Origin of the sequence: Aromatoleum bremense (genome assembly GCF_017894365.1) — a bacterium.
GTDB lineage: Bacteria > Pseudomonadota > Gammaproteobacteria > Burkholderiales > Rhodocyclaceae > Aromatoleum > Aromatoleum bremense.
In genome coordinates this window covers 1520740-1533975 of record NZ_CP059467.1, presented here as the reverse complement: position 1 = coordinate 1533975, position 13236 = coordinate 1520740, and the positions used below count along the sequence as shown (strand labels likewise).

Annotated in this window: 14 protein-coding genes; 11 read left to right on the top strand and 3 right to left on the bottom strand. The window is 66.2% G+C overall.

Features of this window, described 5'->3' with window-relative positions; translation table 11 throughout:
• Nucleotides 1-10: 10 nt before the first annotated feature.
• Genes rfbB through pbN1_RS07230 form a run of 5 tightly spaced genes read left to right on the top strand, consistent with a single transcriptional unit; the run spans nucleotide 11 to nucleotide 3793 of the window.
• On the top strand, nucleotides 11-1069 hold the full coding sequence (gene rfbB / locus pbN1_RS07250; RefSeq protein ID WP_169201806.1) for a dTDP-glucose 4,6-dehydratase: 1059 nt from the start codon (nucleotides 11-13) through the stop codon (nucleotides 1067-1069).
• A 15-nt stretch (nucleotides 1070-1084) separates the two neighbouring features.
• Complete coding sequence (rfbA, locus tag pbN1_RS07245; RefSeq protein ID WP_169201805.1) at nucleotides 1085-1969, top strand: glucose-1-phosphate thymidylyltransferase RfbA; 885 nt, start codon at nucleotides 1085-1087, stop codon at nucleotides 1967-1969.
• Nucleotides 1969-2511: a dTDP-4-dehydrorhamnose 3,5-epimerase gene (rfbC, locus tag pbN1_RS07240; RefSeq protein ID WP_169201804.1), complete on the top strand. Its 543-nt coding sequence runs from the start codon at nucleotides 1969-1971 to the stop codon at nucleotides 2509-2511. The genes rfbA and rfbC overlap by 1 nt, the downstream gene beginning before the upstream one ends.
• Nucleotides 2508-3458, top strand: a complete 951-nt coding sequence (rfbD, locus tag pbN1_RS07235) for a dTDP-4-dehydrorhamnose reductase (RefSeq protein WP_169201803.1) — start codon at nucleotides 2508-2510, stop codon at nucleotides 3456-3458. Before rfbC ends, rfbD begins: the two co-directional genes overlap by 4 nt.
• Nucleotides 3455-3793, top strand: coding sequence for a hypothetical protein (locus tag pbN1_RS07230; protein WP_169201802.1), 339 nt, complete (start codon nucleotides 3455-3457; stop codon nucleotides 3791-3793). The genes rfbD and pbN1_RS07230 overlap by 4 nt, the downstream gene beginning before the upstream one ends.
• Here pbN1_RS07230 and lysA read toward each other — a convergent pair.
• Nucleotides 3785-5047 (bottom strand): diaminopimelate decarboxylase, encoded by a 1263-nt coding sequence (lysA, locus tag pbN1_RS07225; protein WP_169201801.1) that lies wholly within the window; start codon nucleotides 5045-5047, stop codon nucleotides 3785-3787. The genes pbN1_RS07230 and lysA overlap by 9 nt on opposite strands.
• Nucleotides 5044-5214 carry an LPS translocon maturation chaperone LptM gene (lptM, locus tag pbN1_RS07220; RefSeq protein ID WP_169201800.1) on the bottom strand — a complete coding sequence of 57 codons (171 nt, stop codon included), beginning with the start codon at nucleotides 5212-5214 and terminating at the stop codon, nucleotides 5044-5046. Before lptM ends, lysA begins: the two co-directional genes overlap by 4 nt.
• Before the next feature lie 46 nt (nucleotides 5215-5260).
• Here lptM and cyaY point away from each other — a divergent pair, with 46 nt between their 5' ends.
• The gene (gene cyaY / locus pbN1_RS07215; RefSeq protein ID WP_169201799.1) at nucleotides 5261-5584 is read left to right on the top strand and encodes an iron donor protein CyaY; all 324 of its coding nucleotides are present in this window, start codon (nucleotides 5261-5263) and stop codon (nucleotides 5582-5584) included.
• A gap of 22 nt (nucleotides 5585-5606) precedes the next feature.
• Here the strand turns inward: cyaY and pbN1_RS07210 are convergent, their stop codons facing one another.
• Nucleotides 5607-7979, bottom strand: coding sequence for a penicillin-binding protein 1A (locus pbN1_RS07210; protein ID WP_169201798.1), 2373 nt, complete (start codon nucleotides 7977-7979; stop codon nucleotides 5607-5609).
• A 181-nt stretch (nucleotides 7980-8160) separates the two neighbouring features.
• Here pbN1_RS07210 and pbN1_RS07205 point away from each other — a divergent pair, with 181 nt between their 5' ends.
• From pbN1_RS07205 to pbN1_RS07185, 5 genes are read left to right on the top strand one after another with little or no spacing between them, the layout of a single operon-like run.
• Nucleotides 8161-9237 (top strand): pilus assembly protein PilM, encoded by a 1077-nt coding sequence (locus pbN1_RS07205; RefSeq protein WP_169201797.1) that lies wholly within the window; start codon nucleotides 8161-8163, stop codon nucleotides 9235-9237.
• Nucleotides 9234-9806, top strand: coding sequence for a PilN domain-containing protein (locus pbN1_RS07200; RefSeq protein ID WP_169201796.1), 573 nt, complete (start codon nucleotides 9234-9236; stop codon nucleotides 9804-9806). Before pbN1_RS07205 ends, pbN1_RS07200 begins: the two co-directional genes overlap by 4 nt.
• On the top strand, nucleotides 9803-10474 hold the full coding sequence (locus tag pbN1_RS07195) for a type IV pilus inner membrane component PilO (protein WP_169201795.1): 672 nt from the start codon (nucleotides 9803-9805) through the stop codon (nucleotides 10472-10474). Before pbN1_RS07200 ends, pbN1_RS07195 begins: the two co-directional genes overlap by 4 nt.
• Before the next feature lie 11 nt (nucleotides 10475-10485).
• On the top strand, nucleotides 10486-11001 hold the full coding sequence (locus pbN1_RS07190) for a pilus assembly protein PilP (protein ID WP_169201794.1): 516 nt from the start codon (nucleotides 10486-10488) through the stop codon (nucleotides 10999-11001).
• Nucleotides 10998-13175: a type IV pilus secretin PilQ gene (locus tag pbN1_RS07185; RefSeq protein ID WP_210147689.1), complete on the top strand. Its 2178-nt coding sequence runs from the start codon at nucleotides 10998-11000 to the stop codon at nucleotides 13173-13175. Before pbN1_RS07190 ends, pbN1_RS07185 begins: the two co-directional genes overlap by 4 nt.
• Nucleotides 13176-13236 lie beyond the last annotated feature (61 nt).

Sequence of the window (13236 nt, the reverse complement as noted above, 5' to 3'; positions counted from 1 at the left end):
GGGGAGTTCCATGATTCTGGTAACCGGCGGCGCCGGCTTCATCGGTGCCAACTTCGTGCTCGACTGGCTGGGCCAGACCGGCGAACCGGTCGTCAATCTCGATGCCCTGACCTACGCCGGCAACCGCGAGAACCTCGCTTCGCTGACGGGCGATGCGCGCCACGTGTTCGTCCACGGCGACATCTGCGACCGCGCGCTGCTCGACCGCCTGCTGGCCGAACATCACCCGCGCGCGATCGTGCATTTCGCCGCCGAGAGCCACGTCGACCGCTCGATCCACGGGCCGGCGGCGTTCGTCCGCACCAACGTCGAAGGCACCTTCACGCTGCTCGAGGCGGCGCGCGCGTACTGGTCCGGGCTCGACGGCGACGCGAAAGCGGGATTCCGCTTCCTGCATGTGTCGACCGACGAGGTGTACGGCTCGCTCGGCCCCGCCGACCCGGCGTTCACCGAGACGAAAGGCTTCGAGCCGAACAGCCCGTATTCCGCGAGCAAGGCCGCTTCCGACCACCTCGTGCGGGCCTGGCATCACACCTACGGCCTGCCGGTGGTGACGACGAACTGCTCGAACAACTACGGCCCGTACCAGTTCCCCGAGAAGCTGATCCCGCTGATGATCGCCAATGCGCTCGCCGGCAAGCCGCTGCCGGTCTATGGCGACGGGCAGAACGTGCGCGACTGGCTGTACGTCGGCGACCATTGCGCGGCGATCCGCGAAGTGCTCGCGCGCGGGCGCGCAGGCGAGACTTACAACGTCGGCGGCTGGAACGAGAAGCCGAACCTCGACATCGTGCATACGGTGTGCACGCTGCTCGACGAGCTGCGCCCCGACCCCGCCGGCCCGCATGCGCGGCTCATCACCTACGTCGCCGACCGGCCCGGACACGACCGGCGCTACGCGATCGACGCGCGCAAGATCGAACGCGAACTCGGCTGGCGGCCCGTCGAGACGTTCGAATCGGGCATCCGCAAGACCATCGCGTGGTACCTCGATCACCAGGACTGGGTCGCGCATGTGCAGAGCGGCGCCTACCGTGAGTGGGTCGACCGCAACTATGGCCAACGATAGGAAGGACTTGACGCGATGAGCGCACGCAAAGGCATCATCCTCGCCGGCGGTTCCGGCACCCGGCTGCATCCGGCCACCCTCGCGGTATCCAAGCAGCTGCTCCCGGTCTATGACAAGCCGATGATCTATTACCCGCTCAGCACGCTGATGCTGGCCGGCATCCGCGACATCCTGATCATCTCGACGCCGCAGGACACGCCGCGTTTCGAGCAGCTGCTCGGCGACGGCAAGCGCTGGGGGCTGAGCCTGCGGTATGCGGTGCAGCCGAGCCCGGACGGGCTCGCGCAGGCCTTCCTGATCGGCGAGGAGTTCCTCGCCGGCGGCCGCTCGGCGCTGGTGCTCGGCGACAACCTGTTCTATGGCCACGAATTTTCCGACTCGCTGCGGCAAGCGGGCCAGCGGGCGCAGGGTGCGACGGTGTTCGCGTATCCGGTGCACGATCCGGAGCGCTACGGCGTCGTCGAATTCGACGCCGACGGCCGGGCGGTGAGCCTCGAGGAGAAGCCGGCGCGGCCGAAGAGCCGTTACGCGGTGACCGGCCTGTACTTCTACGACGAGCGCGTCGTCGACATCGCCCGCTCGCTCAGGCCCAGCGCGCGCGGCGAACTCGAGATCACCGATGTCAATCGCGAGTATCTCGAGGCCGGCGCGCTCGATGTCGAAGTCATGGGGCGGGGCCATGCGTGGCTCGACACCGGCACGCACGAGAGCCTGCTCGACGCGAGCCTGTTCATCCAGACGATCGAGAAGCGCCAGGGGCTGAAGATTGCGTGTCCGGAGGAAATCGCGTGGCGCGCGGGCTGGATCGATGCCGACCAGCTGCAGGCGCTCGCCCGGCCGCTGGCGAAGAACGGCTACGGCCAGTATCTGCAGCGGCTCCTCGACGAGCGGGTGTTCTGATGAAGGCCGTGCCGACCTCGATTCCCGACGTGCTGATGATCGAGCCGAAAGTGTTCGGCGATGCGCGCGGCTTCTTTTTCGAGAGTTTCAACGCGCGGGCTTTTCGCGACGCGACCGGGCTCGACGAGACCTTCGTGCAGGACAACCATTCGCGCTCGGCGCGCGGCGTGTTGCGCGGCCTGCACTACCAGATCCGCCAGCCGCAGGGCAAGCTCGTGCGGGTCGTGCGCGGCGCGGTGTTCGACGTCGCGGTCGACCTGCGCCGGGCGTCGCCGAGCTTCGGCCGCTGGGCAGGGGTGGAGCTGTCCGAGGACAACCACCGCCAGCTGTGGATTCCGCCCGGTTTCGCGCACGGCTTCGTCGTGCTGTCGGAATCGGCCGATTTTCTCTACAAGACCACCGACTATTACGCGCCGGAGCACGAGCGCTGCCTGCTGTGGAACGACCCGGCGGTCGGTGTCGACTGGCCGCTCGACGCCCCGCTGCTGTCGGGGAAGGACCGCGAAGGCAAGCCGCTCGCCGCCTGCGAGGTGTTCGAATGAAGCTGCTGGTGACCGGCGCGAACGGCCAGGTCGGCTGGGAACTCGCGCGCAGCCTGATGCCGCTCGGCGATGTGATTGCGCTCGACCGCAGCCGCTGCGATCTGTCCCGGCCGGCTGCGCTCGCAGCGCTGATTGGGGAGCTCGCGCCGGACGTCATCGTCAACGCCGCGGCCTACACCGCCGTCGACCGCGCCGAAAGCGACGAGACGGCGGCGACGCTGATCAACGGCGCCGCGCCGGGCGAACTGGCCCGCGTCGCGAAGCGTAGCGGTGCACTGCTGGTGCATTACTCGACCGACTACGTGTTCGACGGCACAAAGCCCGCGCCGTACGACGAGGACGACCCGGTCGCGCCGATCAACGCCTACGGCCGCAGCAAACTCGCGGGCGAGCTCGCAATTCGCGAAAGCGGTTGTGACCACCTGATCTTCCGTACGACCTGGGTGTTCGCGGCGCGCGGCGGCAATTTCGTGCGCACGATGCTGCGTCTGGGAGGCGAGCGCGACAGCCTGCAAATCGTCGCGGATCAAATCGGCGCGCCGACCTGGGCGCGCAACATTGCCGATGCGACGGCGCTTGCGGTCGCCCGGGCGCAGGCGGAGCGGCAGCAGCACAGTTTCTCGTCGGGAGTGTTCAATCTCGCGTCCCGCGGAGAGACCAGCTGGCACGGTTTTGCCGAGACAATCTTCGCCGCCGCGCGAGCGCAACTGCCCGGCATCGGCCTGAAAGTCGCCGCGGTGACGCCGATTCCCTCGTCCGCCTATCCGACGCCGGCCGCGCGGCCGGCCAATTCACGCCTCGCCCCGGGCAAGCTGCAGGCGCGCTTCGGTATCGTCATGCCGCGATGGGAGGATGCGCTCGCGCGCTGCCTCGATGATCTCGCCGGCGGTGAGCGGCGGGGAGGCGCGCGCGGTGACGGAAGCGTCACCGGGAGGGCGGCGCGATGAGCGGCTTCGAGCACTTTGCGCGCGATGCGATCGAACTCGAGCGCGAGATCCTGAAGCGCGGCATCCTGCTCGGGCTCGACTGGGCGGACGCGGCGGCGATGCGGCAGCTCGCGCGCGAGGCGCTCGACGGCGGCGCCGAGCATACCACCGCGCTGTTGCACGATCCGGACCCGCAGCACAAGGCGAGGGGAGAGCTGTTCGCGTTCGCGGTCCTGATGCTGCGCACGATGACGGAGAGTGCTGAAACGGGCCTGCACACGCATGGCGGGCCGGCCTGGAAAGCGTTCGGCCGGGCGCTGATCGAAGAGTCCCGGCGCGGCCCCTTTTCAGGGTAGCGGCGACTCCAGCGCGTAGAGCGACTCCACTGTTTCGCGCTGTCGCACGAGGTGTGTGCGGGGACCGTCGACGATGACTTCGGCGGCGCGCGGGCGCGTGTTGTAGTTCGAACTCATCGCCATGCCGTATGCGCCGGCCGACAGCAGCGCGACCAGGTCGCCGGCCGCGACGGCCAACGGGCGGTCGTGCGCGAGGAAATCGCCGCTTTCGCAGATCGGCCCGACGATCTCGTAATTGCATTCCGGCACGTCGCGCGGCGCCACCGCGACCGCTTCGTGATAGGCGTCGTAGAGGGCGGGGCGCGCGAGGTCGTTCATCGCCGCGTCGACGATCGCGAAATTCCGCTCGGCGCCCGGCTTCAGGTATTCGACGCGGGTCAGCAGCAGGCCGGCGTTGCCGATCAGCGAGCGGCCCGGTTCGAAGCAGAGCTCCTCGCTGCGGCCGTCGAGCAGGCGCAGCAGCGGCGCGAGATAGGCTGCGACCGACGGGGGCGCCTCGTCGCGGTAGCGAATGCCGAGGCCGCCGCCGAGATCGATGTGGTCGAGATGGATCCCTTCCGCTGCGAGCTCATCGACGAGTCCGAGCACTTTTTCGGCCGCTTCGGCGATCGGCCCGGAGTCCAGGAGTTGCGACCCGATGTGGCAGGCGATGCCGCTGATCCGGACATTCGCCATCCCCGCGGCACGGCGGTACAGCGCGAGCGCGGTGTCGAACGCGACACCGAACTTGTTGTTCTTCAGTCCGGTGGAAATGTAGGGGTGAGTCTTGGGGTCGACGTCCGGGTTCACGCGCAGCGCGATCGGCGCCCGCGTGCCGAGCTCGCCCGCGAGCATGTCGAGCCGCTCCAGCTCGGCCTCGGATTCGACGTTGAAGCAGCGGATGCCGGCCGCGAGCGCCTCGCGCATCTCGGCCCCGCTCTTGCCGACGCCGGAAAACACCACTTTGCCCGGGTCGCCGCCCGCCGCCAGCACGCGCGACAACTCGCCGCCCGAAACGATGTCGAACCCGGCGCCGAGTTTTGCGAACATTGCGAGCACGCCGAGGTTGGAGTTCGCCTTGACGGCGTAGCACACCAGCGCGCGGCGTCCGGCGAGCGCGTGACGGTACGCGTCAAAAGCCTGCTCGAGTGCCTGGCGCGAATAGACGTAGATCGGCGTGCCGAAGCGCTCGGCGATCGCCGCGAGCGGAACGTCTTCGATCTGCAGCCCGTCGGGGCCGGGGCGCAGCGTGGGGATCGGAAAGTCGGAATTCATTTCGAGTCGCTCGGGGCGGAAGAGGCTTTGCTATGATCGGCGTCGATCGCGGGTGCCGCACGCGGCGGTGCGACCGGAATCTCGGGCAGGTACAGCGGCCCCTTGATGCCGCACCCGGACAGGAACAGCGTGCTGCCCAGCACCGCCGCAATGAGAGTCGCTCGCATGGTGTCGCCGATCGGAAAAACGGGAATCCTAACAGAAGGAGAGATCATGGAAGAAGCCGCATTCAACGCTCTTGCCGATGCGGAACTCGCGCGCATCGAAGCCGCCCTCGAAAGCTGCGGCGCCGACATCGACATCGAACCGAAGCCTGGCGGCGTGCTCGAGATCGAGTTCGAGAACGGCACGAAGATGATCATCAACCGCCATACGGCGGCGCGCGAGATCTGGGTCGCGGCGAAGTCGGGATGCTTCCACTTCCGCCCCGACAGCGGTCGCTGGCTGGCGACGCGCGACGGGGCGGAACTGTACGCGATGCTGTCCGAACTGGTGCGACAGCAGTCCGGAGTCGCCGTCAGCCTTTCGGCTGGCTGAGGCTGAACAGGGCCCGGGCCGCTCAGCGCTTCACCGGCGTCGGCGTGCGTTCGACGACCGGCGCGGGAGCGTAGATGGGTTCGACCGGCGAGGCGAGCGGCACTGGCACTGCCTCGTCGGGCGCTTCGGCCGGCGGGAAGAGCCCGACGGGCAGCGTCGGAACCTCCAGCGGCTGCGACGGCAGGTTTTCGCGGTAGATGTACTCTTCGCGGCCGCTGCCTTGCAAGTGGATCGCGAGCAGTCCGTCGGGCTGCGCGAGGGCCTTTTCCGGGACTCCCTTGAGCGCCGTCCGCATGTAGTTCACCCATATCGGCAGGGCGGCGGAACCGCCGGTTTCGCCGCGGCCGAGATTGCGCGGCTGGTCGTAGCCCATCCAGCTTACGGCGACGAGGTCGGGGTTGTAGCCGGTGAACCACGCATCGACGTAATCGTTCGTGGTGCCGGTCTTGCCGGCGAGATCGCCGCGCTTGAGCGCCAGGGCGCGGGTGCCGGTGCCGCGCCGGATCACGTCCTGCAGCATCGAATTCATCAGCCACGCATTGCGCGGGTCGATGACGCGCGGGGCGCTTTCGCCGGCGACCGGAGGATCGACTTTCGCCACCACGCGGCCGTCGCCGTCGATGATCTCCTTCACGATGTACGGATCGATGCGGTAGCCGCCATTGGCGAACACGGCATAGGCTCCCGCCATTTCCCAGGGCGTCACGCTGCCTGCGCCCAGGGCCATGGTGAGGTACGGCGGATGGCGTTCCGCGTCGAAGCCGAAGCGCGTGACGTAGTCCTGCGCATAGTGCGGCGTGATCGACTGCAGCAGGCGGATCGAGACCATGTTCTTCGAGCGCGCCAGGCCGTCGCGCAGTGTCATTGGTCCGTCATACTTGCCGTCGTAGTTCCGCGGTTCCCAGTCCTTGCTGCCGGTGACGCCGGCAGGGAAGAAGAGCGGCGCGTCGTCTTCGACGCTGCTCGGCGAAAAACCCCGCTCCAGCGCGGCCGAATAGATGAACGGCTTGAAGCTCGAGCCCGGCTGGCGCAATGCCTGCGTCACGTGATTGAACTTGCTGTGGCCGAAGTCGAAGCCGCCGATCAGCGCCCGAACCGCGCCGGTGTTCGCGTCGAGCGACACCAGCGCCGCCTGGACTTCGGGTACCTGCAGGATTTCCCAGCCTTTCTCGCCGTTGTCGCGGATGCGAACGACGGCGCCCGGGCGGATCCGCCTGCTCTGTGGCGCGCGCTGGTTGAGCATCGGCGCCGCGAAACTCAGTCCGCTGCCGCTGATCGTGATCGTTTCGCCGTGGCGATAGACGCGGACGCGCTTCGGCGAAGCCTCGAGAACCAGCGCCGGGAGCAGGTCGTCGTACTCCTCGAACTCCGACAGCAACTCGTCGAGGCGCTCCTCGTCGTTGGCTGCGACCCCGGCGAGATCGACGAAGCCTTCAGGGCCGCGGTAGCCGCGGCGGCGGTCGTAATCGAGCACGCCCTGGCGCACCGCGCGATGCGCCGCGACCTGGTCTTCGTGCATCACCGTCGTGATGATGCGGATGCCGGCGTGGTAGGCCTCATCGCCGAACTGCTCGACGGCGATCTGCCGGGCCATCTCCGACACGTAATCGCCGCGCATCGGGTTCGTTGCGGAGCGCGCAGTCGTGATCTGCAGCGGAGTGTCGCGGGCCTTTTCGTAGGTCTCGTTGTCGATGTAGCCGGCTTCGACCATGCGGCGCAACACATACTGCTGGCGCAGCGTCGCGCGGCGCAGGTTCGCGATCGGGTTGTATGCGGAAGGGGCCTTCGGCAGCCCGGCGAGCATCGCCGACTCGGGAAGCGTGAGCTCCTGCAGCGACTTGCCGAAGTACGTCCTGGACGCGGTCGAGAAGCCGTAGGCCCGCTGCCCGAGGTAGATCTGGTTGATGTACAACTCGAGAATCTGGTCCTTGGCCAGGCTGCGTTCGATCTTCAGCGCGAGCAGGATTTCGTACAGCTTGCGGTTGTAGGTCTTTTCGCGCGAAAGGAAGAAGTTGCGCGCGACCTGCATCGTGATCGTCGAAGCGCCCTGTCCGCGCCCGCCCGATACCACGTTCGCCAGCGCTGCCCGGCCGATGCCGATCACGTCAATTCCCGGATGCTCGTAGAAGCGCTCGTCCTCCGCCGCGAGGATCGCCTGCTTGAGTTGCATCGGGACGGCCTCGATCCGCACGACCGCGCGCCGTTCCTCGCCGAATTCGCCGAGGAGGTGGCCGTCCGCCGTGTATACTCTGAGCGGAATTTTGGGGCGGTAATCGGTCAGCGCCCGCAGCGACGGGAGGTTTGGCCAGACCAGTGCAGACATCGCTCCCAGGGTTGCAACGCCGAGGATGACCAAAACGATCAGCGCGGCAACGGGGTAGAAAACCCAACGCATCGAAAGTCCAGATTAGGGTGTGGGGAAACGATTATACGATCGCCCGCCTACGCGCCGGTTCCGGCTGCCCTTGCGCCACCTTCCGGGTTACACTTCTTTACACCTTTCACCCTTGTTGCTAGCATCCTGGAATCTGTTCGACGATCGTACGTAACATGAAGAAATTCAAGGCTTTTTCCTTGTGATCGACCTATCCCTGTTTCGTCCTAAGGTACGCCAGCTGGCTGGGCTCGATATCTCATCTTCATCAGTGAAGATGGTCGAGCTGTCGGGGGGCGAGAAGGAAGGCTACCGGATCGAGCGCTACGCGATCGAATCGCTCCCTCGCGACGCGGTCGTCGACGGCAACATCAACAGCATCGATGGCGTCAGCGAGTCGATCCGCCGCGCGCTGCGCCGCATGGGCTCGGGCGTCAGGCTGGTCGCGGTCGCGCTGCCCGCGTCCGCGGTGATCACGAAGAAAATGATTCTGCCGGCCGGGCTGCGGGACCAGGAAATGGAGATCCATGTCGAGTCCGAGGCGAACCAGTACATCCCCTTCGCGCTCGACGAAGTCAATCTCGATTTCCAGACGGTCGGCCCCTCGCCGGCCAGTCCGGACGAAGTCGAGGTGTTGATCGCCGCGTCGCGCAAGGAAAAAGTCGAGGATCGCGTCGCGGTCGTCGAGGCGTCAGGCCTCAAGGCGGTGGTCGTGGACGTCGAATCCTTTGCCGCCGAAGCGGCTTTCGAGCTCGTCGCCCGACAGTTGCCCGGAGGCGCGGCGAATCTGATCGTCGCAGTCGTCGACATCGGCGCCAACGTCATGAATGTCACGGTGCTGCGCAACGGCCAGCAGATCTATTTCCGCGAGCAGGCGTTCGGCGGCAATCAGCTCACGCAGGAGATTGCCAGGCAGTACGGCATGAGCCCGGATGACGCCGAAGCCGCGAAACGCGCCGGCGGGCTGCCGGAAGATTACGAGCGCGACCTGCTGCGCCCGTTCATGGACAGCCTCGCGCTCGAAGTCTCGCGGGCGCTGCAATTCTTCTTCACATCGACCCAGTACAACCAGGTCGACCGGATCGTGCTGGCGGGCGGCTGTGCCGTCATTGCGGGACTGCCGGAAGTCGTGAGCGGCAGAACCCAGGTCGACACCACCGTCGCCAATCCCTTCGCCGCCATGTCGCTGTCGCCGCGCGTGAGGGCCAGGAACCTGCTTGCCGATGCCCCGTCGCTGATGGTCGCATGCGGACTGGCGCTCCGGAGATTCGATCCATGATTCGAATCAATCTGCTGCCGCACCGCGAGTCGAAGCGCCGCGAGCGGCGCCAGCAGTTCTACGTCTTTTCCGCCCTGATGGTCAGCGCGGGCCTGGCAATCGGCCTGCTCGTGCATGTCGTGATGGTCGACCGCGTCGAGCGCCAGGAGCAAAGGAACGCTTTCTTCAGCGCGGAAATCAAGAAACTCGACGCCGAAATCGCCGAGATCAAGCGCCTGCGCGAGCAGATCGACGCGCTCGTCGCGCGCAAGCAGGTAATCGAGTCGCTGCAGGGCACGCGCGCGCAGTCCGTGCACCTGCTGAACGAACTCGCCGTGCACATGCCGGAGGGCGTGTATCTGAAATCGATCAAGCAGAACGGCCCGAAAATCGGGCTGCTCGGGTATGCACAGTCGAACTCGCGTGTCTCGCACCTGATGCGCAATCTCGACGAGTCGCCGTTTCTCGAGCAGCCGGGGCTGGTCGAAGTGAAATCGGCAACGCTGAACAATCGCCGCGTCAGCGAGTTCGCGCTCAACATCGGCATCGAAAGCCCGTCGGCCGAAGAAGACAAGAGGGCGAAGCCGTGAAACTCGACAGGCTGCGGCAAATCGACTTCGAACGCCTGTCCCAGGACTTCCGCGGGCTCGACCCGAACGATCCCGGTGCCTGGCCGCTTGCGCCGCGCATCGCGGTATTCGTCGCGCTGCTGGTCGCGACGGTCGCGGCAGCCTGGTGGTTCGACTGGCGCGACCAGGCCGCGCTGCTCGAGACGCGTGAGACCGAGGAGGCCGAGCTGCGGCAGAGCTGGGTCTCGAAGAAGAAGCTGGCCGTCAATCTCGACGCCTACAAGCTTCAGCTCGAGGAAACCGATCGCCAGTTCGGCGCACTCCTCAAGCAGCTGCCGAACCGCGCGGAAATGGACTCGCTGCTCTCCGACATCAATCAGGCCGGGCTCGGGCGCGGGCTGCAGTTCGAGCTGTTCAAGCCCGGCGCCGAAGTGGTCAAGGACTTCTACGCCGAGATGCCGATCGAAGTGCGCATCGTCGGCGCCTATCACGACCTGGGGACGTTCGCCGAGGACGTGGCGAGCATGCCCCGCATCGTCACGCTGAACAATATCGCGATCGAAGGGCAGAAGGACGGAACGCTCAAGCTCGACGCCCGGGCGACGACCTACCGTTACCTGGACGAGGAGGAGCTCGCCCTGCAGCGGCAGCAGGCCAAGGCCGCCGAAAGCGCCAAGGGACGCAAGTGAGTGAGAAGTCTATGAAGCGCCTTCTGATTCTCGCCTGCGCGGCGGTGCTCGCGGCCTGTTCGAGCGACCAGGAAGACATCCGGAGCTGGATGACGGAGCAGGAAAAAGGGATGCGCAGCTCGGTCAAGCCGCTTCCCGAAGTCAGGCCTTTTCCCGTCGTCGAATATACCGTGGCCGACCGGACACCCCCGTTCGCCCCGGAACGGCTCGAGCCCGAAACGAAAAACGGGCCGGGCAGCGGACCGGACCTGAACCGCCGGCGCGAACCGCTCGAGGCATTTCCGCTCGAGTCGCTCGAACTCGTGGGCGTGATGCGGCAGGGCGAACGGGTGCACGCACTGGTGCGAGTCGACAAGAGCCTCTACCAGGTCAGGGTCGGCAACTACATGGGACAGAACTTCGGTGTGGTGAGCGGCATTTCCGACGCTGAGCTCACCCTGAAAGAACTCGTTGAAGACTTGGATGGCGACTGGGTGGAACGCACCAGCAAGTTGCTGTTGCAGGAGCGCCAGGAGGCGAAACGATGAAACGCAAGAGCATGATGGCGCTGTTTTACGCAGTGCTGGCGCTGATGGCGACCGTCCCGATGGCGCTCGCCCAGGCGCCGGCAGCGGTGGCCGAGATGTCGAACCGGATCGAGGGCATGGAGGTTTCCCGGCAGGGCGGCAGCGTCTATGTCCGGCTCACGCTCACGAAACCGCCGGCGAGCCCGCCGCCGAGTTTCAGCGTCGCGACTCCGCCCCGCATCGCGTTCGACTTTCGCGGCACCGCGAACGGACTCGGGCGCACGCAGCAGGACATCGGCCAGGGGGACCTGCGCAGCGCGAACATCGTCCAGGCGGGCGACCGCACGCGGCTCGTCCTCAACCTGACCCGTGCGACGCCGTACGAGGCGCGCGTCGAAGGGCGCAACGTCATCATCACGCTGTCGCCGATCGCGCCCGATGCGGTGGCCTCGACGCCGGTGTCGCAGGCGCTGGCGAACTTCGCGGCGCCGAAAGCAGAGGATGCCGCAGCTGAAACGCGGAGCATCAGGGACATCACGTTCCGTCGCGGCAAGGACGGCGAAGCGCGCATCGCCGTGCAGCTGTCGAGTCCGGAGACGGGCATCGACATCCGCCGGCAAGGCGAAAACCTCGTCGTCGAGTTCCTCGGGACGTCCTTGCCCGAACACCTGCGGCGGCGTTCGGACGTCACCGACTTCGCCACTCCGGTCACGTCGATGACCGCCCAACCGCAAGGCGACAACGTCAGGCTGCTGGTCGCGCCGACCGGCTTGTGGGAGCACAACGCGTACCAGAGCGACAACCAGTTCGTCCTCGAAGTGCGGCGCGTCGTCGAGGATCCGAACAAGCTGGTCCAGGGCGGCCGCGGCCAGTACAGCGGCGAGAAGCTGTCGCTGAATTTCCAGAACATCGACGTCCGGTCGGTGTTGCAGGTCATCGCGGACTTCACGAACTTCAACATCATCACCAGCGACTCCGTCCAGGGCAACCTCACGCTGCGCTTGAAGGACGTGCCGTGGGACCAGGCGCTCGACATCATCCTGCAGGCGAAGGGCCTGGACATGCGCAAGACGGGCAACGTGATCTGGATTGCGCCCAGCGAAGAGCTCGCGATGCGCGAGAAGCTGCAGCTCGAGGCGCAGGCCCAGATCGGCGACCTCGAGCCAGTCCAGACCGAGAGCTTCCAGATCAATTACCACAAGGCGAAAGAGATTTTCGATTTCCTGAAGAGCAAGGACCAGACGATGCTGTCCAAGCGCGGCAGCGTCGTGATGGACGAGCGCAGCAACAAGCTGTTCGTCACCGACGTCGTGTCGCGCCTCGATGCCATCCGGCGGCTCGTCGGAGAAATCGACCTGCTGCCGCGCCAGGTCATGATCGAGGCGCGCATCGTCGAGGCAAACAAAGACTTTGCGCGCGACCTCGGCGTGCGCCTCGGAGTCGGCGGCGTCGGCGGCAGGACGGTAGGGTTCGACGCGAACGGCCGGCCGATCAGGCGGGCGACAATCGGCGGCGGTCTCGAAAGCACGGCCGCGAATGCCGGGCAAGTTGTCGGAACCGGAACTTTCGACGCGGAGAGTCCGGTGACGGCAGTGCCGGGCGGTCTGAATGTAAACCTTCCTGCGCAGACGGGATCGGGCCTGCTGTCCGCAGTGTTGTGGAACAACGCCGCGACCCGCTTCCTGAACCTGGAATTGTCGGCCCTGGAGTCGGACGGACGCGGCAGGGTGATTTCAAGCCCGCGCGTGCTGACCGCGAACCAGGTCGAAGCGGCGATCGAGCAGGGTTCGGAAATCCCGTACCAAGAGTCAACCAGTTCTGGAGCGACGAGCACGAAGTTCAAGAAAGCCGTGCTGTCGCTGAAAGTAAAGCCGCAGATCACGCCGGATGGTCGCGTGCAGTTGTTCGTGATCGTGCATAAGGATCGTCCCGACTTTTCCCGTAGCGTGAACGGCGTGCCGCCGATCGAAACGAAGAACATCCAGAGCGAGGTGCTCGTCGAGAATGGCGGCACGGTCGTCATCGGCGGCATCTACGAGGAGGAGGAAACGGATTCGGTCGCCCGGATTCCGTTGCTCGGTGAAGTCCCGGTCGTCGGTGCGCTGTTTCGCAATACGACGAAGATCTCGAATCGCTCCGAACTGCTGATCTTCATCACACCGCGGATAGTTGCGGACTCACTGACGCTGCGTTAGGCTCGCGTGCTCGTCACTGGGCGCGGGCCCGATCCCGCAACGTTTCGGATGCTGGTTTCGT